Here is a 19,332-nt window from a genome sequence, read left to right on the forward strand (position 1 = left end):
CGGACCGGCAGCCGCATAAATGACCTTGACATGAAATTAATATCAGTCAAGTTATTTATAACATCTGGAAGACATGGAATGGGAGGACGACATGGAAAAACTCAAGATTGCCGCCATCGGCGATCAATTCATCACCTCGGCGGTTTTTGAGACTGCGGTGCGCGATGCGATTGGCGCGGAATGCGAGGTGGTCACGCGTGATTTGCAATGGCCCGAGGTGCCGTTCTTTGCGCATGACGGACCGGCGGGAACGGAAATCAAGGAATACAGTGGCAACCCCAAGGATCTCGAAGCCATGCTGGCGGAGGCAGAGGTTCTGGTGACGCATTTGGCGCCTGTGACTGCAGAGCTTTTGGAAAAAGCACCGCGCCTCAAGTTCATCGGTGTGTCGCGAGGTGGCCCGACCAATATCAATATGGAGGCGGCCCGCACCCGCAATGTGACCGTGTGCAATGTCCCCGGTCGCAACGCCTCCGCCGTGGCGGAGTTTACTGTCGGGGCGATCCTCGCCAATGTGCGCCGCATCACCCTGGGCCATGCCGGGCTGTCCCAAGGCATCTGGCGCGGCGATCTCTACCGTTACGACCGCACCGGCGACGAGCTGTCCGATCTGACGGTCGGGCTTTTGGGGTACAGCCATATCGGTCAGCGGGTGGTGCGTCTGCTCAAACCCTTCGGCTGCCGGATCTTGATCTGCGATCCCTATGCGAAACTGACCGTGCAGGATGCCATTGACGGCATCGAGCAGGTCGAAATCGACGATCTGATTGCGCAATCCGATATTCTGAGCCTCCATGCGCGGGTGACGCCAGAGACGATGGGTATCATCTCGGAGGAGCGGATCGCGAAAATGAAAAGAGGCGCGGTTCTGGTGAACTCGGCGCGGGGTGAACTGGTTGACCAACCAGCGCTTTGCGAGGCTTTGCTCAGCGGACATCTCGGCGGCGCGGCGCTTGATACTTTCGAGGTGGAGCCGCCTAAAAAAGATGATGAATTGTTGCGATTGCCCAATGTCACGCTGACCCCTCATATTGCCGGTGCATCGCGTCGCGTGGCGACATTCGCCGCCGAACAGATCGCAGAAGATCTGGCGCGCTTTCTGAAAGGGGAAAAACTCAGAAACCCATGTAACTGAGGCAGAATGCGAGACATTTCGAGACGGTGCGGGGAGGCATCGTCAGGGAGGACATGATGAAGACAGCCTATGTGATGGCGGTCGATGCCGGCACTGGCAGCGGGCGCGCGATTATTTACAACACGCGAGGTGAGATTGTCGGAAGCGCCCAGGAGGAATGGGGGCATCCGGCGGTGGAAGGTGTCCCCGGCGGTCTGGATTTCACGACCGGGCCAAATGGTGCGCTGATTGACCGGGTGATTGCCCGGGCGATTGCCACCGCTGAGATCTCCGCCGGGGAGATCGCCGCTGTGTCGACGACCTCGATGCGTGAAGGGATCGTGCTTTACGACGATGCGGGCGAGGTGCTTTGGGCCTGTCCGAATGTCGATGGGCGCGCGCAGGTTCAGGCCGAGGCGCTGACCGAGGCGGGCATTTCGGATGAGATTTACCGGCGCGGTGGCGATTGGGTGTCGATCACGGCGCCTGCGCGGTTGCATTGGCTGCGTGACAATCGACCTGATGTGTTCGCGCGCGTGCATCGCCTCGGGATGATTTCCGACTGGATGGCGACCCGGCTGACCGGCGCCTATGTGACCGAACCCACTGCGGGCTCGTCGAGTGCGCTTTTCGATCTCTCTCAGCGCGGCTGGTCCGAAGAGTTGCTCGAATTGATCGGGCTGTCGTCAGAGATCGTGCCGCCGGTGGTCGAGGCCGGAACCAAGATTGGTGACGTCACCGCAGAGGCCGCCGCGCGCTGTGGTTTGACCCCCGGTACGCCGGTGGTCGCGGGCGGCGGCGACACGCAGCTTGCGCTTCTGGGGCTGGGCCGTCGGGCCGGTCAGGCGACATTGGTGGGCGGAAGCTTTTGGCAGATGACGATCCTGTCGGATCAGCCGCTGGTCGATCCGGCGTTCGGGCCGCGCACGCTGTGCCACGCGCGCCCGGAAGAATGGATGGTCGAAGGGATCGGCTTTCTGAGCGGCTTTGCGCTGCGTTGGGTTCGGGACGCGTTTTTTGAGCCTTTGTTAAAGCTTTCTGGTGGCGAGGGTGACGCCTTCGATCTGATCGAAAAGCTGGCGCAAGACACGCCTGCGGGCTCCGCTGGCGCGATTGCCGCCACGGCCTGTCCGATGCAGTCGGATGCGTGGAAACAGCCGCCGCTGAGTTTTCTGGGCCTTGATCTGAATGCGCCGGGACTGGCGCTTGGACAGGTGGCGCGCTCTGTGATGGAGGCGGGGGCCTTCCTGGCCAATCACCACCTTGAGACGCTCGCAGCCCTGTCGGGGCAGCGCTACGACACGCTGCAATTCACGGGTGGATCGAGTCAGGGCACGCTTTGGCCGCAGATCATTGCGGACGTGACGGGTCGGGACATTGAGATCCCGGTGGTCAAGGAAACCACCGCGCTGGGGTGCGCCATGTTGGCGGCTGTGGGGGCGGGACTGTTTGCGACGCTGGACGAGGCGGTCGCGGCAATGGCCAGCCCGATCGAACGCCGCGTGGTGCCCGATCCGGACAACATGGCGCTCTATGCGCCGTTGAAAGCGCGTTGGTCTGAGGTGACTGACGGTGTGCGCGACCTTGGTGAGGCCTCCGGTTTGGAGCCGATCTGGCGTCCGGCGGGGGCGCGGGTGAAACAGTAATTATGGAAAAGGACATGTGATTATGAAGTCTCTTTGGGACGAAGCGGAAGCGGAGCGTTTGCGTCGCGCGGCGGGGGATGACCCGGCGGAACAGGATCTTGCGATGCGGGTCTATACGTCGCAGCTGATCGGGCAGGAGCCGGATCTGGTGCTGCATGGTGGGGGCAACACCTCGGTCAAAACCCGGCGGCGCGACGAGAACGGCGCCGAACACGATGTCATCCATGTGAAGGGCTCCGGCTGGGATTTGGCGACCATCGAGGGGCCGGGTCTGCCCGCGATGTGGCTCGATCCGCTTCTGGAGGCCCGCAAGACGGCGACGATGTCGGACGAAGAGATGGTCGCTTTCCTGCGCCGCGAGATGTTGGACCAAAGCGGGCCGAACCCGTCGGTGGAGGCGTTGCTGCACGCATTTTTACCGGCGAAATTCGTCGACCACACCCATTCCTGTGCGGCGCTGGCCATTGCCAATCAACCGGACGCCGCCGAGCGCGCCCGAGAGATTTTCGGCGATGAGCTGAGCATCGTGCCCTATGTCATGCCCGGTTTTAAACTCTCGCATGCGGCGGATCAAATCCATGTCCAAGAGGGCGCGGGAACGTCGGGGCAGTTTCTGGTGAACCACGGCCTGTTCTCCTTTGGCGACGATGCCCGCACCTCTTACGAGCGCATTCTGCGCTATACGACGATGTGCGAAGAGTATCTTGCCGCGAAAGGCGCGGCTTTGTTGCCCGAAGAGGTCGGCACGAAGGCGCAGGACCCGGAGGCGCATACCTCGGTTGCGGCGCTGCGGGATGCTTTGAAAGAATGGGGATTTTTTGCGGACAGTCTGGCGCTCGATTTGCGTCTCAGCGATGCGAATGACCGTTTTCTGGCGCTGGAGGGACTGGCGGAGATCACCGGGCGCGGCACCGCGACGCCGGATCACGTCATCCGCATCAAGCCCCGTCCGGTCATCGGTGAGGCGACATTCGGTGTCGAAGACTGGCGCGCGGCGATCAAAGATTTTGCGGCATGGTATGAGGCCTATTTCAACCGCAATGCGCCCCATGCCGACGAGCCGAAAACCATGCTCGATCCGTTGCCGCGTGTGGCGCTGATCCGGGGGCTTGGGATTGTCGGCATCGGGCGGACGCCCAAAGAGGCCGGTGTGGCCGCCGATCTGGCCGAACAAACCGCGCGGATCGTTTTGGCCGCAGAAGGGATCGGGCGTTTCACGCCGCTCAACGAGCGTGATCTGTTCGACATGGAATATTGGTCGCTGGAACAGGCCAAGCTCAAGCCGAAAGCCTAAAAGAGGCCGCTACTCGGCGTCCAGAATACGCTGGGCCACGCTATAGGATGAAATAAAGCCATTGAGCAGGCCCGAGCGCAGCGCCGCACGGGCCGCTTGCCATTTCTCGATCCCGGCGCAGACGGCGACGATTTCGCGGTCATGCATCAGGTCGCGCTCCATCCCCAACATGCGTTTTGCGATGCCGCTGTCGATAAAGGCGCCTGTATCGTCGATCAGATTGCCCGCAAGGTCGGCGGCCACGCCCTGGCGGATCATGTCGCCCTGTTCGGCTTCGGTGATCAGACCGAAAGAGCGAAAAAACGAGCCGGGGCCGACATGCCCGACACCTATCATGATCATGGAGGCGTCGCGCAACCGATCAAAGGATTCCCGGATACTGCGTTGACGCAGGAACAGGGTGCGGTCCGCTTCGCTGTCGACGATCAAGGGGGCGGTAAAGGCGTACCCTTTGCCTTCGGTCTTGTCGATCAGGGCGTGAATGACTTCGAAGGGGTTGGCGTCACTCAGGGCCGCGAAATCGCCAGTGACGGAAATGAACTCCGCTTTCTTGCGTTTGATCGCAGGCATGGCTTTGACAATCGCGGACATGGTGCGCCCTGACCCGATGCCGAGGATCATCTGATCCGTGCTTTCCAACCGGCCATGCAGGAACCGCGCCCCGGCACTGGCGACGGCGGGCATCGAAATATCCATGGTCTGGAGTTCGTTCACATCCGGCACGATGGTGCAACTCGACAGACCGTAATCCTCGATCAGGCGGCTTTCGAGCTCCATGCAATTCGTCGGGACATTGTTCACGAAAATCTTGACCAGCCCCTGTTCATGGGCGGCTTGCACGAAGCGATGGACTTTCATCTTGCTCAGACCGCGACGCGTGGCGATTTGCGCCTGAGTCAGGCCGCCAACGTAATGCATCCATGCGATTTCGCGTATCTGGTCTTGCGTGTCAGAGTTCGATCCCATGCGCTTTATGTCTTGATTCCGAAATATACTGTCAGGTGCCGCATATGATAGTCATGTGATTGTACGTCGCAATAGTTGTCTATGATGTGCAATTCTGGAGAGGCCATCAAGGCTGGGACCTGTCGTTTCATCCGCTTGCACTCGGTTGAAAAGACCTTCCGGTTTTGCCAGAAATCGCCCTTTACACTTTTGCTTCACGTCAAAATAAGGCCTATTCGTCGACCGACGTGATCAACAAGCGATACAAGCGATAGAAGAATAGAAGATCCTCGGATAATATCGCGGTTGACTGCTAAAATAGCCTTTGGTTCTCAGAGAGATGCGAATGAGAAAACCTACCAAGCCTGCCAATAGTCAGACCTTGCTTCGCGGCCTTTATGTTCTTGAATGTGTGGCACATATGCCGCGCAGCATTCCAGAGATTGCCGAAGAAGCAGGTATTTCCTATCAGACGGCGCATCGGATTGTCTCTGTTCTCACTGAAGTTCGATACCTGCGACAAGTCGATAGTAGACTGTACGGGTTAGGGCCGAAAGTTGTGGAGTTGGGTTTCGCGGGCTATCAACAAGCCGATGTCACCAAGATCGCAAAGCCTTGTCTTACAAAATTGGCGCAGGCGACCTCCGACACAGTGCATCTCGCCAGATTAGAGGATGGTGAGGTGATCTATCTGGACAAGTTGCAAAGCCGCCGCCCGATCGAGATCACATCGCGGATCGGAGGCAGAAAACCTGCCGTTTCAACGGGGGTTGGCAAGGCCTTGTTGCTGGACACTCCTGAAGAAGAGTTGCGGCAGCTGTTCAAGAGAGACCGCCACCTTATGAAGGTTAAGACATCTGAGGTCGAATGGTTCGAGCGGATGCGGGTCTATCAAGATGGTGGATATGCTTATGACCTTGGCGAGGACGAACACCAAATCCGTTGCGTTGCCGCGCCCCTGAGGGACGCGACTGGGCGTATTGTCGCTGCGATCAGTGTTTCTTCGACACTGGAATACATGCAGCAAGATCGCATGGAGGCCTTGATCCCGGTGGTCAAGTCCACGGCCGCCGAAATCAGCCGTGGACTTGGTTTTGTGGACAGCAGGGACGTTTAAAGCACCTTGCCGGGGTTGAGGATGCCCTTCGGATCAAGGGTTTGCTTCAACTCGCGCAGCAGGGTCAGTTCCTCATCGCTGCGGCTGTATTTAAGCCAAGGTTTCTTGTGCAACCCGATGCCATGCTCGGCGGAGACACTGCCGGAAAAGTTTCGAACGATTTCGTACACGAGGGACTCGATCCGGTGTTCGACATTTGGATCCGCAGGCAAGGGCCCCGTGACGAGGTGAATGTTGCTGTCGCCGATGTGTCCGAAGAAAAAGCGGTTCATCTCCGGGAAGTCGGCCTCAAGTGCTGCGCGCATGTGTGCGACACACTCACCGATTTTTGCAATGGGCACGGAAACGTCGAAATTGATCGTCGGGCGAGTGGTCATCAAAAGTTCGGTCACGCCATCGCGCAAGGCCCAGAGATCAAGCGCGTCTTTTTGCGATTGTGCCAGAGCTGCATCGAGCACCCAGCCTTGCTCCATCGCCTCAGCGAGCATGTCGTGAAACAGGTCGTTTTCCTTTTCCGGATCAGGCCCTTGCATGTCGATGAGGACGTAAAGCGGTGCCTTGGATTCAAGCGGGGCACGTAGGCTTGTCACATCGAGCACTGCATCGAAATAATCTGCCCACATCACTTCGAAGGCGCTTACGCGGTCGGAGAGCACGCGTCGAGCGTGTCCCAAAAGAGCAAGAGCAGAGTCAAAATCGGGAAGGGCGACCAGAGCTGTATTCGCACCGGCAATCCCCGGATGCAATTTCAGCACCGCTCGCGTGATGACCCCAAGTGTGCCTTCGCTGCCAATGAACAGGGGTTTCATGTCCAGTGCGGCGTTGTTCTTTGGCATCCGGTTGAGCATCGATAGGATACGCCCGTCCGCGAGCACCACCTCGAGCCCCAGCACCAAATCGCGGGTCATACCGTAGCGGATGACACGATTGCCTCCCGCATTTGTCGAGATATTGCCCCCGATCTGGCAGGACCCACGCGGACCGAGGTCGAGGCCGAACATCATTCCCTCCGCCTCGGCAGCCTCCTGAATGGTTTGCAAGGGCGTTCCGGCAAGAACCGTCGCCGTGGCGGAGGCGGTGTCGATCTCTTCAATGTCACTCATGCGTGCGAGTGACAAAAGCAAAGCTCCATCGCTGGCCACCGCACCGCCGGCGAGCCCCGTACGCCCGCCCTGAGGCACAACCGGGATGCTGTGGCGATTGCACCGTGACAAAACCTCGGAGACCTCTTGAGTGCTGCGCGGCAGGGCGAGGCCGATCGGTTTCCCGGGAATCTCTGTGCTCCAGTCCTTGATATCCGTTTCCGAGACATCTGCGCCGCATATGAGGTCGTTTGGAGAGAGGCACTGAGCCAAGGCTTCCCAGAAGGCCTCAATATCCTGTTTTTCCAGAATTTGTGTCTGCATGTCTTCCTCCTCGAAGTATAAATCTCTCATATATTGAGATGTCATTTCACTATTTGACATAAGATGATTTGAATCGTTAGAACGTTCAAGGGAAATGGCAGGGGTGTCCTGTTGTTGCCGGAGGAAACGGGCCCGCATGAGGGGCTCACATGACTGAACCTGGGAGGATTCCATGATTCATTTCAACGCGGGCGTAAGCCTGCGCAAAACCGCTATTGCGATTTGCCTTGTGGCGACGTCTTTGGGGGCGACCCAGGCGGTGGCCGAACCTGAGCTGACGATCAAAGCGGCACATGCTGCATCGGCCACCAACACCGGCCACCTCGCACTTGAGTTTATCGACGAGCAAATGCGTGAAAGAACCGAAGGACGGATCGGGCTTGAGATTTTTCCGAACGGGCAGCTTGGTGGTGAACGCGAATTGATCGAGAGCCTGCAACTCGGCAATCTGGATATGGCCTTTGTGTCCTCGGCGCCGCTTGGCAGTTTCAACAAAGAGTATTTCGCGCTCGATATTCCGTTCCTGTTCAAGGACCGCGAAAGCGTCTACCGCGTGCTGGACGGTGAGGTTGGTCAAGGCCTTCTCGACAGCCTTGAGCGCGTCGGCCTGCATGGCGTCGGCTATTGGGAAAACGGCTTCCGTCAGTTGACCAACAACGTGAAGCCGATCTACACGCCCGCCGATCTCGAGGGCATGAAAATGCGCACCATGGAAAACGAGGTGCATATCGCGGCGTGGCGTGAAGAAGGGGCAAACCCGGCGCCGTTGGCGTTTTCCGAGCTGTTCACGGCACTGCAACAGGGCACTTTCGATGCACAAGAAGGGCCGATCAACCTCTTCTATGACATGAAGTTCTTCGAAGTGCAGAAGTACATCACCAAGACGAACCACATCTATTCCCCGTTTGTGGTGCTGATGAACCCGGAAGTGACGGCACGGATGTCGGATGAGGATCGTGCGATTTTCGAAGAGGTCTTCGCGGAGTCCAAAGCCTATCAGCGCAAACTCGCGCAGGAAGCCGACGACAAGGCCGAAGCCGCGATGCCTGAGATTACCTTTGTCGAGCTCACGGCAGAACAGCAGGCCGAGTTCGCCGGTCGTATGGGCCCGGTCATCGAGATGGTGAAAAAGAAAGTCGGTGCGGAGGCGGTGGACCGCATCATGGCCATTGCCAACGGCGAATAAGTCAAACGGACGGAGCGCAACACTGTAGCGCGCGCTCCGTCAGACCGACCTCCTATTGACTGGAGTATCCCCTTGAAATTCATCAACGAGAAACTCGAAGAGACGCTTCTGGTCGCTCTTCTTGCCTCAATGACTCTTCTCATCGGACTTCAGGTTTTCATGCGCTATGTGATGGAAGCCTCCCTGACCTGGTCAGAAGAATTGGCGCGTTATCTGTTCATCTGGGCAACCTACATAGGGGTGAGCTACGGTGTTCGAAAACAGGCGCATATCCGCGTCACAGCTTTCAGCGATCTGCTGCCGGATCGTGGCCAGATCGTTGTGCGGATTTTGATCCATCTCGTGTTCGGCCTTTTTGCAGCTCTGGTGATTTGGGAAGGGACGAAACTCACCGCAAAAATCTATGGCTTCGGTCAGACCTCGTCTTCTCTGGGGGTCCCGATGGCCTATGTCTATGCCGCGCCGGTGGTGGGTTTTGGTCTCGTGGTGATCCGTCTTATTCAACACATCGTGCTCGATATCGCCCGGTTGAGTGGTCGCGCCCCGGAGGCTGAAGAATGATTTCCGCTCTGCTCTTTATTCCGTTCCTCGTTATGCTTCTGGTGTCGGTGCCGATCGGCATCGCCTTGGGGCTGGCTTCGACGCTGGCGCTGTTGGTCAGTGGCAAGGTGAGTTCGAGTTATATTGCACAGGGGCTTGTCACCTCGATTGACAGCTTTCCTCTGATGGCGGTGCCCTTCTTTGTGCTCGCGGGCGATCTCATGGGGCACGGTGGCCTGTCCAAACGGCTCTTGAAGGTCGGGCTTGTCCTCTTCGGGCGCTATTCCGGTGGCTTGGCGATCATCGCGGTTGTCACCTGTATGTTCTTTGCCGCGATCTCCGGTTCCGGTCCGGCCACCGTGGCCGCTGTTGGCGCGATCCTGATGCCCGCGATGGCCAAAGGGGGCTATCGCCCGCCCTTCACTGGCGGGCTTATCGCCTCTGCGGGGAGCCTCGGGGTCATCATCCCGCCGTCGATCCCGATGGTGATCTATGCCACGTCGGCCAATGTCTCCGTGACCAAAATGTTCATGGCCGGTGTCGTGCCGGGGGCTCTGATCGGCATTGCTCTTATCGTATATGCCTGGTTCCAAGCGCGCCGCGAAGGCATCGAACGCAGCACGGAACGCCATAGCTTCAATGACATCGTCGTCACCATCTGGGAGGCGAAATGGGCCCTCATGGTCCCCGTCCTGATCTTAGGCGGCATCTATGGCGGTGTCTTCACGCCCACAGAGGCCTCCGCGATCGGCGTGATCTATGGCCTCATCGTTGGGCTTTTCGTCTATCGCGAATTGAAATTCTCGGACCTGCATCACATTTTTGCGTCCTCGGCGCTCACCTCGGCCACGATCATGCTGATCGTCGGGGCCGCCACGATTTTCGGGCGCGTTTTGGCGATCGAGCGCATCCCGGTGATGATGGCGGACTATATCACGCAACTGGTGAGCAACCCGCTGATGATCCTTATCCTGATTAACCTGCTGTTGCTGGTGGTGGGCACATTCATGGAGACGCTCGCCGCGATCATCATCCTCACCCCAATCCTGTTGCCGGTCGCCGCCGCGTCTGGGGTGGATCCTGTTCACTTCGGCATCGTTATGATCGCCAACCTCGCGATCGGCATGGTGACGCCGCCTGTGGGTGTAAACCTCTTCGTCGCGTCGCGTGTGGGCAATATCCCGTTGGAAAGATTGATGCGCTCCGCTGCGCCTTTCCTAGTGGTGATGCTCCTGATCCTCGCGTTGATCACCTATGTGCCCGCTCTGTCTCTCGGCCTGCCGGCCCTCTTCGGAATGTAAATTTAAAGGAATTGCACGATGACAAAGAAACTGCGTGCCGTGATTATCGGTCCCGGCAATATCGGTACGGATCTGTTGATGAAAATGCAGCGGTCCGACTGGGTTGAGCCGGTTTGGATGGTTGGCATTGACCCGACCTCCGAAGGTCTCAAACGCGCGGCGGCCATGGGGATCAAGACCACGGCCGAAGGCGTGGACGGGATGCTGGACGCTGTAGAGGCTGATGACATCCGCATCGCTTTTGATGCGACCTCAGCCTATGTCCATGCCGAGAACAGCCGCAAGCTCAATGAGAAAGGCGTTCTCATGGTCGATCTGACACCCGCCGCCATCGGGCCTTATTGTGTGCCGCCGGTCAATCTTGCGGAACATGCCGCGAAGCTCGAAATGAACGTCAACATGGTGACCTGTGGCGGTCAGGCGACGATTCCCATGGTCGCCGCCGTCTCGCGCGTTCAGTCGGTCGCTTATGGCGAGATCGTGGCCTCTGTCGCCTCGCGATCTATCGGACCGGGCACGCGCAAAAACATCGACGAGTTCACCCAGACAACCGCCCGCGCCATCGAGAATGTTGGCGGCGCAAAGAAAGGCAAGGCGATCATCGTTGTGAATCCGGCTGAGCCGCCGCTTCTCATGCGCGACACCATTCATGTTCTGACCGAGGACACGCCCGACGAAGCCGCCATCACCGAATCTGTCAAGTCGATGGTCGAAGAGGTTCAGAAATATGTGCCGGGCTACAAGCTTGTGAACGGCCCGGTGTTTGATGGAAATCGCGTCTCGATCTTTGTCGAGGTCGAGGGGCTTGGGGATTTCCTGCCGAAATATGCGGGCAATCTCGACATCATGACCTCGGCCGCGCTGCGCACGGCTGAAATGTTCGCACAAGAAATCGCAGGCGGTGACATCGCCCTGCCCAAACGCGCTTGAAGGAGGCCAGAATGAGCATCGAAGGCCGCAACGTCACATTGCACGAAATGAGCCTGCGCGATGGCATGCATGCCAAGCGCCAGCAAATCTCCATCGAGGAGATGATCACCATCGCCAAGGCGCTCGACGCCGCAGGGATGCCCTGGATCGAAGTGACCCATGGGGATGGTCTGGGCGGCAACTCCGTCAACTACGGTTTCGCCCCGGCCACGGACGATGAATATCTCGCCGCCGTGATCCCGCATATTAAGAACGCGAAAGTCTCTGCGCTGCTGCTTCCCGGCATCGGCATTCTGGACGATCTCAAACGTGCAATGGATCTCGGGATTTCCGGTGTTCGGATCGCCACGCATTGCACCGAGGCGGATGTCGCCGAACAGCATATCAAATTTGCCGCCCAGACCGATCTCGATACGGTCGGTTTCCTGATGATGTCGCATCGCAACAGCCCCGAAGGGTTGGTGGAAGAAGCGCTGAAGATGGAAAGCTATGGCGCCAACTGCATCTATTGCACCGACTCCGCAGGTTATATGCTACCCGACGACGTAAGAGCGCGGATCACTGCGCTGCGCGAGGCGCTGTCGCCGGAGACGGAACTCGGATTCCATGGTCACCATAACTTGGGTATGGGGATTGCCAATTCCGTCGCTGCCGTTGAATGCGGGGCCAACCGCATCGATGGGGCTGCCGCCGGTCTCGGTGCCGGTGCGGGCAATGCGCCGATGGAGCTGCTCGTTGCGGTTTTCAACCGTATGAGCGTGCAGACCGGGGTCGACCTGTTCGGTATTATGGATGTCGCCGAAGATCTTGTCGTGCCGATGATGGACCATTTTGTCCGGGTGGACCGCAACTCTCTGACCATTGGTTACGCAGGTGTCTACAGCTCCTTCCTGCTCTTCGCGAAGCGGGCGGAGGAACGCTACGGCATCCCGGCGCGCGAATTGCTTATGGAATTGGGCAAGCGAGGTATGGTCGGTGGTCAGGAGGATATGATCGAAGATCTCGCACTGACCTGGCGGCGCGAGCGTCGTACGTAAATAAATGAAATCCCCGGCCTGATGCAGTCCGGGGATCCATAGGTTGGGGATTGCGGGCCATGTGGCTGTTGCAAAATTTTGTGTGTTACCAACCTCATGTTGGGGAAATGAAGGTGAGTGATTAGCCGAACCGTAGAGGTTCGGGTCGACTTTTACTCATTGAGCGACCCGCGCCGGTTCCCTCTCTTAATCGTCATTGCCCATTTCTGTTCAGGATCCTTCTGTTTCGAAAGTCTTATGACAAATGTATCGGACTTGCTGCGTAGGCGTCGGGCGATATGAGCGTTTTCGAGCTGGAGGTCTGCAGCGGAGATCTCGCCATTTGCCAGATGTTCTTCGTCGTGGGCCCGGGCAGCCGCCTTTTGCTTGGCACGTTCTTCTGGTGAGTATGCCATATGGGGGTCCTGACCCTGCTGCTTATCATCTGAAGCTATGACAACATTGAGACCGCCTCAAAGCAAGGGCAACGTGAAGCGGCGATCCGGTGGACGGCGTACAATTGGACAAGCGTTCGAAACGGAGCCGATCGGCGACAGAAGCATGGGGCGGACTTTGCTTGCCTGCGTCGCGAAAGAGGTCTCTCCCACGGCCTTCTGATGGAAGCCGAAGGTCCTTGCGGCGTTTCATGAGCGGCTCCAAAATGATCAAAATACGGGAGATCGTGCGTTTGCGAAAACCCATACTTCGCAACTGTCGTTGCCATGATTTTGTCAATTGCGACAGGCATTTCCCCGAATGGAAAGGTCTTGCGAAAAAAAGGCCGTCAAACGATGCGAAAAAAATGCGAAGTAGTAAATTCGCAAGCATTATCAAAAGCCTATTGGGCTGCTCTGGATGCAATCGCCTTCCACTTTCATCACGTTCTTGGTATGTTCCTTGTGGGGCCGCGGTAACGACGACTTTCTGCTGAAACATCACTTAATGGGCCGATCGAAAGCATGCTTTTGCGTGAGCGGTGCCCCTTTGCTTGGAGGAACCCTGACCATGTCTAAGAACCATCATACGCCAGATTGGAAAGTCATGGCCTATGGCAAGCTCCGCGAATACGTGGCTGCTGAAGCAGTTGATGAGGCTGCAAATGAACTTGTGTTGTCCATGAAGAAGCCAGGTTAGGGGATCATGGATTTTGGTGCTTTTTACGGGACGAAGTGTTGATTTCCCACAAAGCGAATAACAACCTGAGTTTTTTAATCCATGGCCAAGGGGGCTATGGTGACGGATACGAGATCGCGTGGGGGGGCTGGAGGGGTGCAAGGCGTCGCGCAGTCACTGCCAGACCAATCGTCCTGCCCCGCACGCTGGCGCACGATTGCATGGGCGCGAGAGAGCGTGTCCTGTTTTTTTACCAGTGCTTCACGCTCTGCAAGCAGGCGCTCGAAGAGCGGCATGTAACGGCCGTCCCCGACAACCAACTGCGCGGCATCGGCGATCGCCGCATCGAGACGCTCCACAGTGATCGAAGGCCGCGCACGCATCACAACATCTCCTGTCTCAGGAGGCAAGCACAGCAAAGGTGCGGTGATGTCGGGCGGAGGGTAATCATAGGATTAAGTGCGTCTCGATGAGTGGCGTCGGAATAAGCTATCCGTGCTGATGAAATCCTTGTTACAGGTCTTCCTGTAGTTCTTCTTTCGCGCGCTCGAAGACCAAGAGAAATACCTCCTCCAAACCTCCATTGATTTCGATGCCGCAGGCCTGGGCCGCATGCTCACTGCGGGCGGCCATACTCTGCGCCATGCGCATCCACTGCTGCTCATCAAGCACCTGCTCATCTTCAAAACCGGACATCTGTACGATCTCGAGATCGGTCGCCAGAGCATCGTAGACCCATTCCTTTGCGTATTTGACGTGAGGGCGTGCGTCACCCACATATGCATGAGCATTGGCGGTATCATTGGCTGCCGTGTTCGGGTCGATCTGGCGCCATTCGGAGGCCTTGTTCAGTCCAAATTTTTGCATAACAGTTCCTTTCTTTACTTTGCATTTGGGAAATACGCGTAAATTATAAAAGCGCAAATTTTTTCTATATTATTATTTATATTCAATATCTTAATGGGTTCCCATTTGAGACTGGTTCGAACAATTCCAGAGAGAAATCGCATCCTCCTCTTGACCAGAACGACGTAGATGCCCACGTTCCTTGTCATGATGACCAAAGTCACGATCCACACGATACGCTGAGCATTTTGTTCAGTTCTGCCCCCGCTGAGATATCGGGCGGCAGATCACGTGTGATCGGGCTCTTCTCCCGCACAACTTTTGACCAGATGAGCGCCAACGCTGTCTAGGAGCGTTGCGCTGATATTCGGACGGGAATGTCACCATGACGACTTCAAACAATGCGATGCGCAGCGCGCGCAACTTTCATCTCCTCGCGATTACCATGGCGAACCTGATCGTTCTCGCGGATGATTTTATCGGGATCATGTTCGACGCCATGTCATTGATCATCTCGGCGATCGGATAGAGCGATGAAGAAGTCGGCTTACATGATCCGCGAGACGCGCGAGGAGGCAAAGACCCGCGTTTGGAAGAAGATTCTCCGCGCCACGCGCAAACGCGCCTACATGCGCCTCAAATCGGATGCCGGCGATCTCGGCATTCCGTTCGAGGAGGTATTTGATGTCGATATTGACGAAGAAAGCTATGAAGTCCGCGTGTTTCAAAACCACGATGTTGAGTTTGAGCACTTCCGCATCCCGATCACGCAGCTTGCGTCTCTGGCGTCTCCGGAGACAATCCGCGCCCAGTACGACTTATCGTATCACCGCACCTGTGCGATCATTGAAGATGCTATCAATCAATCGACCGCGCAGAAGAAACGCATTGAGGCTCGGGCCACGCGATACGCGCGGCGCTTCCCCGTGTCCCGTCAGATCTCCGCAAGAACCGATGGGGAGACGCTCCAACTGCTCAAATCCGCATCGGGGCCGCTGGCATATGCGGGGCCGCGTACGGTACATGAGGTCGATGAACTTGTCGCCAAGCTCTTCGCTGACGCGCCGTGGTTGCAGACCCCGTTGAGCGTGATCTGGACTTCTCTGAAAGTGCGGATGGCGGAGGATCAATTTTTCGGGCTGACGCCTACCCTTCTCGTCGGCGCGCATGGCACAGGGAAATCAACACTGGCGAGGCATATCGCAAAAAATGCCGGCATCCACCACGTCGAGATTGACGCCGGTGCAGGCACCTCCGCGATGCGTATCGCGGGCGTCGAGGCGGGCTGGGCATCGCGCCAGATCGGCGAGGTTTTCCGTTCGGTGATCGACAGCCGGTCACCGAACCCCATGATCATCATCAATGAGATCGACAAAATCGGCTCCGGTCAACAATCGAGCGGCGGCTATCGCACCTCTATGTCTGATGCGCTGTTGCCGCTCCTCGAACGTTCCACCGCCCAGCATTTTCGCTGCCCCGCCACGGGGGTGACGGTTGACCTTGGCGACGTCAGTTTCGTTTTGACTGCGAACAACATCGAAGCAATTGACCCAGTTCTCCTGTCGCGCATGCGTGTCATTCATATCCCGCGCCTGACGATTGATGATGTGATGTCGTACATCGAGACGCACCATGGGGATCTCGACCAACGGACCTTGTTCGACCTGCAGATGGCCATCATCCGTGGATGGTCGCGCGCTGTTACACTGAGGCATATCGAGCGCATCATCTCGGAGTTGAAATCCGAAAACGCGCGCCCTCTGCTTCACTAATTCCATGATCGTTAAACAACCGTGGTGGATGCCAGTTGGTTATTAAACGATCAGCAGCCCCATGTTTAACGATCAGCAACGAGGACTGTTCACGCCCTATCCACGTCATCAGAATTTCCTCGCGGTTTCCGTCATCATCGCAACTGTCGGTTTCGGGGGAGAGGTTCTGAAAAACTGGGGCGGATGATCGGATTTACTTCCTGCTTTTGGGGCAAGGTCGCGATACGTTGCGAACAATTATGGCCTTGCCGATCTTTAATTTTGGCGTCCTCAGGCACTCTCACTCGATACCCTCGATTTTCCACAGGTTGCGTCCTGCGCGTTTCTTTGACGTGAGCCTGACGCCACCAAGGTCAAGGCCACGCAGCTTGCCGAGAATGGCCGCGACGCTGCGGTTGGTCAGGGTCGGATCAGAGTCCGAGATTTCGCGGATTAACTCGCCGAGTTCAGTGCTCCCGATGATCGCCGAGCGGGCATCGTTGGCTTCGAAGTCCCCGCCCCCAATAACGTTATAGAGCGCCTCAAGGAAGGTCCGATATGTCTCATCATCAAACGCGTTTTTCATTGCATCATTGAACAAATCGAGCGGATCACAGAGATTGAGTTCCGGCACCTCCTTCATGAGCCGGATAATCGGATCACGGACAAGTCGCGTCCAGGTTTCAAACGATCCCAGAGTGCCGTTGAATGGCTTGTCGGGCTGTGCTGCAATGGCGATGCTCAACGCCGCGGCGACGATCTCCGGACGGTGAAGCCTCGCCTCACCCTGTGGCGTGAACCCGAAATCCGCTGTGATGTGGTTCTCACAAGGAGGCCGCAGGTCGATGAGCAGGTAACGGCGGCTCATGCCCCGCGGAAAAGACATGTTGACCCCGTTTGTGACGAGGAGCGCCGTGTTGCGGATACTGCCGCCCGTGCGGCTCTCACCGAGCACACGGTCCGACCAGACCGGTGTCGTGATAAATGACGTGAGAACTTCATTGCGGAACGTGCCGTCCATATTATCATAGACCATCACAGGGTTCTGTTCGAGCAGATCCGCAAAAAGCATTTTGCGCATTTCTGACGAACTGGACCGTTCGACAGATTTCATTTTCGGCAGGTCGCCTGTGGCAATGACACCAAGCGCCTGCGCGATGAACGACTTTCCCACGCCGATTTCAGGGCTCGTCACGGCGATCATCGGCGCCGTTTCCATCGCAGGGCGCAGAACCGCCGTCAGAACCGCGGCAAGCGTGGCCGTACGGCCTTTGATGTGGTCCGCGTAGTTGTACCGGCGAAACGGCCTAACGCAGGTCTCTACGAGGTCTTTGATGCCCTCAGGATCGAACTCTGTTGCGATTTCCGGAAAACGCGCGACTCCGTTCCGAACATAAATCCCCGTTGCTGCATCATATCCCGCCTGCGCGATCAACGTCCCGTCGGGACGTAGCACGGGGTGATCCACGACCGCTGAGAGCTTGGGCAGGTGATCTACCAGAAGCTCGTGAATCTGGTTGAGCGTCCTCGGCGGCAGTTGGACCGGTTTCCGCGCCTCCTGGCCCTTCTTTGCAACAGTCTCGACTGGCGCCACGATTTTTGACAGTTCGTAGTCAAGGCGATTAATAGTCAGGCACCGCGCCGTACCATTACGCATCACGAAAGGTGTATCACCAGACATGAAATATGCACCGGTTTCGGCCAACGCGACGACGCAACTATCCACTGTGGATGCGGGATCCACACGAGAAACAAGAACCTCACGACGTGGTATTTCGATATCGTCGATGTGCTTGAACAGCTGATACCTTTTGCTGCTGCTGGAGTAGCTGTCCAGATGTGGCTCATCACCTTTCAGGCGAAGCTTGCCGACGACCCCCGCCTCCGTGGGATCCGTCCCCATCGGATCGAATGCATCCCAACCATCGAACACTGCCTTGTTCATCAAAATTTCGGACACGGAATGTCTCCGCAGAGATCCGGTCCGCGGGCACCTCAAGGACAGCAAGAACGCACCAGAGAGCACCTTATCATCGATGGCACGCTTCAGCGCCTCCCGCGCTACCGCCTCGGGTAACTCAGTCATGTCCTCGGCACGCTCCACGATCCATACCTCCCGCTTTTCATCTGCGGCAGCCTGAACGGCCTTGATCGCTTCCTCCCTTTTTTGCTGGGCGAGGGCCAAGGTTTCCTCGTCCACAGTGACTGTTTCAGCATCGAGGAATTTCTCTGACATATCCATCATACCAACTCCGGAAGGCCGCGTTTCTGAATGATGCCTTGGCCAGTACTGGCACCTGCCGCGAAATCGAGGCGAGAGGGCTGATAAACGCTCTTGTCAAAGAAGGCCCGCTTGAGGATCTGGCCAGCTTTGCTCACCATGATCGACCCATGTCCTGCTGCCCATGCCCTGTCCCAGAGCGCGTTTGCAAGGTCGGGAATTCTCCGTGCATTGGAAACAGGAATGTAAAGGCGCTGCCCCCGCAGACCGCGAAGTTCGCGGCCATCATCTGCGTAAATGTAGCTGCTCGAAGAGGGATACCAAATCATCAGCACATCACTCAGTTCTGGTGCGACCCTGCGCACAATCGCTATGGCTTCTTCTTTGGAAAGTGCGGGCCCATCTTTCGGCGGGTCGATATCAATCATAAAAATACCGGGGCCATCGGACCATTCGAAATGATCGTTGGTCCGTGCGATATGTCCCTCGCGCTTGTTTTCGGGCATTGCCGCGAGTTTGGATTTTGTCACAACAACCCCAGCGGCAGGGCCTTTGGGCACGCCGTAGACCAGAGCTTCATTGGTGCGCAGCGCCCCCAACATCTCCGCGAACTCAGCAAGCGTGTCAAACGCGCGCACAGCATAGGTGCCGCGCAACAAATGACCGCCAGACTCGGTCATGAGGTCCTCGCCCTGCAGTGTGATGCGTTTCGTCAAACGGCGCGGCTCATCACTCGAAATAACCGTTACCATAATCGCCATATGCTCTTCCTCAATTTGTTCTCAACAACAAAGGAAGGAGGTCAGGCTGCATCCCGCAAGCACTTTTATCACCCGAAAAATCGGAAGTTTAGGACAAAAAATATCAGCTTTTTGAACTCACTACAGTTTTTCAGATGGGTCGTCC

Annotated in this window: 19 protein-coding genes; 12 read left to right on the forward strand and 7 right to left on the reverse strand. The window is 57.2% G+C overall.

The window, feature by feature from the left end:
• Positions 1-91 precede the first annotated feature (91 nt).
• From P73_RS06945 to P73_RS06955, 3 genes are all read left to right on the forward strand, one after another.
• Positions 92-1,135, forward strand: coding sequence for a 2-hydroxyacid dehydrogenase (locus tag P73_RS06945; protein WP_043871462.1), 1,044 nt, complete (start codon positions 92-94; stop codon positions 1,133-1,135).
• Between the two features lie 56 nt (positions 1,136-1,191).
• Positions 1,192-2,760 (forward strand): FGGY family carbohydrate kinase, encoded by a 1,569-nt coding sequence (locus tag P73_RS06950; protein WP_043871463.1) that lies wholly within the window; start codon positions 1,192-1,194, stop codon positions 2,758-2,760.
• Positions 2,761-2,863: 103 nt separating this feature from the next.
• Positions 2,864-4,054, forward strand: coding sequence for a class II aldolase/adducin family protein (locus P73_RS06955; RefSeq protein ID WP_245629240.1), 1,191 nt, complete (start codon positions 2,864-2,866; stop codon positions 4,052-4,054).
• Positions 4,055-4,063: 9 nt separating this feature from the next.
• On the opposite strand, the gene P73_RS06960 is transcribed toward P73_RS06955, so the two are convergent.
• Positions 4,064-5,020 (reverse strand): sugar-binding transcriptional regulator, encoded by a 957-nt coding sequence (locus tag P73_RS06960; RefSeq protein ID WP_043869038.1) that lies wholly within the window; start codon positions 5,018-5,020, stop codon positions 4,064-4,066.
• A 325-nt stretch (positions 5,021-5,345) separates the two neighbouring features.
• On the opposite strand from P73_RS06960, the gene P73_RS06965 reads away from it, so the two are divergent.
• Entirely contained in the window at positions 5,346-6,116 is a 771-nt protein-coding gene (locus tag P73_RS06965; RefSeq protein WP_245629241.1) for an IclR family transcriptional regulator, read from the forward strand.
• On the opposite strand, the gene P73_RS06970 is transcribed toward P73_RS06965, so the two are convergent.
• On the reverse strand, positions 6,113-7,522 hold the full coding sequence (locus P73_RS06970; protein WP_082033350.1) for an FAD-binding oxidoreductase: 1,410 nt from the start codon (positions 7,520-7,522) through the stop codon (positions 6,113-6,115). The genes P73_RS06965 and P73_RS06970 overlap by 4 nt on opposite strands.
• Before the next feature lie 172 nt (positions 7,523-7,694).
• Between P73_RS06970 and P73_RS06975 the strand changes: the two genes are divergently transcribed.
• The 5 genes from P73_RS06975 (at position 7,695) to dmpG (ending at position 12,516) form a co-directional block, all read left to right on the forward strand.
• Positions 7,695-8,708 carry a TRAP transporter substrate-binding protein gene (locus P73_RS06975; RefSeq protein ID WP_043869040.1) on the forward strand — a complete coding sequence of 338 codons (1,014 nt, stop codon included), beginning with the start codon at positions 7,695-7,697 and terminating at the stop codon, positions 8,706-8,708.
• 72 nt (positions 8,709-8,780) lie between these two features.
• Positions 8,781-9,269, forward strand: coding sequence for a TRAP transporter small permease (locus P73_RS06980; RefSeq protein ID WP_043869041.1), 489 nt, complete (start codon positions 8,781-8,783; stop codon positions 9,267-9,269).
• The gene (locus P73_RS06985) at positions 9,266-10,549 is read left to right on the forward strand and encodes a TRAP transporter large permease (RefSeq protein ID WP_043869042.1); all 1,284 of its coding nucleotides are present in this window, start codon (positions 9,266-9,268) and stop codon (positions 10,547-10,549) included. Before P73_RS06980 ends, P73_RS06985 begins: the two co-directional genes overlap by 4 nt.
• A gap of 18 nt (positions 10,550-10,567) precedes the next feature.
• Positions 10,568-11,479, forward strand: a complete 912-nt coding sequence (locus P73_RS06990; RefSeq protein WP_043869043.1) for an acetaldehyde dehydrogenase (acetylating) — start codon at positions 10,568-10,570, stop codon at positions 11,477-11,479.
• A gap of 11 nt (positions 11,480-11,490) precedes the next feature.
• The gene (dmpG, locus tag P73_RS06995) at positions 11,491-12,516 is read left to right on the forward strand and encodes a 4-hydroxy-2-oxovalerate aldolase (protein WP_043869044.1); all 1,026 of its coding nucleotides are present in this window, start codon (positions 11,491-11,493) and stop codon (positions 12,514-12,516) included.
• A gap of 152 nt (positions 12,517-12,668) precedes the next feature.
• On the opposite strand, the gene P73_RS25490 is transcribed toward dmpG, so the two are convergent.
• Complete coding sequence (locus P73_RS25490; protein ID WP_139267208.1) at positions 12,669-12,911, reverse strand: hypothetical protein; 243 nt, start codon at positions 12,909-12,911, stop codon at positions 12,669-12,671.
• 589 nt (positions 12,912-13,500) lie between these two features.
• Here P73_RS25490 and P73_RS26630 point away from each other — a divergent pair.
• Entirely contained in the window at positions 13,501-13,629 is a 129-nt protein-coding gene (locus P73_RS26630) for a hypothetical protein (protein WP_275451664.1), read from the forward strand.
• A gap of 74 nt (positions 13,630-13,703) precedes the next feature.
• On the opposite strand, the gene P73_RS07000 is transcribed toward P73_RS26630, so the two are convergent.
• A complete protein-coding gene (locus tag P73_RS07000) occupies positions 13,704-13,991 on the reverse strand; it encodes a hypothetical protein (RefSeq protein ID WP_043869045.1) in 288 nt (95 codons plus the stop codon).
• Positions 13,992-14,121: 130 nt separating this feature from the next.
• Positions 14,122-14,475, reverse strand: coding sequence for a hypothetical protein (locus P73_RS07005; protein WP_043869046.1), 354 nt, complete (start codon positions 14,473-14,475; stop codon positions 14,122-14,124).
• Positions 14,476-14,839: 364 nt separating this feature from the next.
• On the opposite strand from P73_RS07005, the gene P73_RS25920 reads away from it, so the two are divergent.
• Positions 14,840-14,983: a hypothetical protein gene (locus P73_RS25920; protein WP_158401919.1), complete on the forward strand. Its 144-nt coding sequence runs from the start codon at positions 14,840-14,842 to the stop codon at positions 14,981-14,983.
• A 4-nt stretch (positions 14,984-14,987) separates the two neighbouring features.
• On the forward strand, positions 14,988-16,226 hold the full coding sequence (locus tag P73_RS07010) for an ATP-binding protein (RefSeq protein ID WP_043869047.1): 1,239 nt from the start codon (positions 14,988-14,990) through the stop codon (positions 16,224-16,226).
• 280 nt (positions 16,227-16,506) lie between these two features.
• Here the strand turns inward: P73_RS07010 and P73_RS07015 are convergent, their stop codons facing one another.
• Together P73_RS07015 and P73_RS07020 are read right to left on the reverse strand one after the other, a co-directional pair.
• Complete coding sequence (locus tag P73_RS07015) at positions 16,507-18,450, reverse strand: hypothetical protein (RefSeq protein WP_043869048.1); 1,944 nt, start codon at positions 18,448-18,450, stop codon at positions 16,507-16,509.
• On the reverse strand, positions 18,447-19,187 hold the full coding sequence (locus P73_RS07020; RefSeq protein ID WP_043869049.1) for a hypothetical protein: 741 nt from the start codon (positions 19,185-19,187) through the stop codon (positions 18,447-18,449). Before P73_RS07020 ends, P73_RS07015 begins: the two co-directional genes overlap by 4 nt.
• Between the last annotated feature and the right edge of the window lie 145 nt (positions 19,188-19,332).

Origin of the sequence: Celeribacter indicus, assembly GCF_000819565.1 — a bacterium.
Classification (GTDB): domain Bacteria; phylum Pseudomonadota; class Alphaproteobacteria; order Rhodobacterales; family Rhodobacteraceae; genus Celeribacter; species Celeribacter indicus.

Excerpts from the sequence above, each read along its gene's own strand:
- P73_RS06970 (WP_082033350.1), bottom strand. The coding sequence starts at position 7,522 with ATGCAGACACAAATTCTGGAAAAACAGGATATTGAGGCCTTCTGGGAA.
- P73_RS06985 (WP_043869042.1), top strand. The coding sequence starts at position 9,266 with ATGATTTCCGCTCTGCTCTTTATTCCGTTCCTCGTTATGCTTCTGGTG.
- P73_RS07010 (WP_043869047.1), top strand. The coding sequence starts at position 14,988 with ATGAAGAAGTCGGCTTACATGATCCGCGAGACGCGCGAGGAGGCAAAG.
- P73_RS06950 (WP_043871463.1), top strand. The coding sequence starts at position 1,192 with ATGAAGACAGCCTATGTGATGGCGGTCGATGCCGGCACTGGCAGCGGG.
- P73_RS25920 (WP_158401919.1), top strand. The coding sequence starts at position 14,840 with ATGACGACTTCAAACAATGCGATGCGCAGCGCGCGCAACTTTCATCTC.
- P73_RS06965 (WP_245629241.1), top strand. The coding sequence starts at position 5,346 with ATGAGAAAACCTACCAAGCCTGCCAATAGTCAGACCTTGCTTCGCGGC.
- P73_RS06955 (WP_245629240.1), top strand. The coding sequence starts at position 2,864 with ATGCGGGTCTATACGTCGCAGCTGATCGGGCAGGAGCCGGATCTGGTG.
- P73_RS06990 (WP_043869043.1), top strand. The coding sequence starts at position 10,568 with ATGACAAAGAAACTGCGTGCCGTGATTATCGGTCCCGGCAATATCGGT.
- P73_RS06960 (WP_043869038.1), bottom strand. The coding sequence starts at position 5,020 with ATGGGATCGAACTCTGACACGCAAGACCAGATACGCGAAATCGCATGG.
- P73_RS06945 (WP_043871462.1), top strand. The coding sequence starts at position 92 with ATGGAAAAACTCAAGATTGCCGCCATCGGCGATCAATTCATCACCTCG.
- P73_RS07020 (WP_043869049.1), bottom strand. The coding sequence starts at position 19,187 with ATGGCGATTATGGTAACGGTTATTTCGAGTGATGAGCCGCGCCGTTTG.
- dmpG (WP_043869044.1), top strand. The coding sequence starts at position 11,491 with ATGAGCATCGAAGGCCGCAACGTCACATTGCACGAAATGAGCCTGCGC.
- P73_RS26630 (WP_275451664.1), top strand. The coding sequence starts at position 13,501 with ATGTCTAAGAACCATCATACGCCAGATTGGAAAGTCATGGCCTATGGC.
- P73_RS07015 (WP_043869048.1), bottom strand. The coding sequence starts at position 18,450 with ATGATGGATATGTCAGAGAAATTCCTCGATGCTGAAACAGTCACTGTG.
- P73_RS07000 (WP_043869045.1), bottom strand. The coding sequence starts at position 13,991 with ATGCGTGCGCGGCCTTCGATCACTGTGGAGCGTCTCGATGCGGCGATC.
- P73_RS25490 (WP_139267208.1), bottom strand. The coding sequence starts at position 12,911 with ATGGCATACTCACCAGAAGAACGTGCCAAGCAAAAGGCGGCTGCCCGG.
- P73_RS06975 (WP_043869040.1), top strand. The coding sequence starts at position 7,695 with ATGATTCATTTCAACGCGGGCGTAAGCCTGCGCAAAACCGCTATTGCG.
- P73_RS07005 (WP_043869046.1), bottom strand. The coding sequence starts at position 14,475 with ATGCAAAAATTTGGACTGAACAAGGCCTCCGAATGGCGCCAGATCGAC.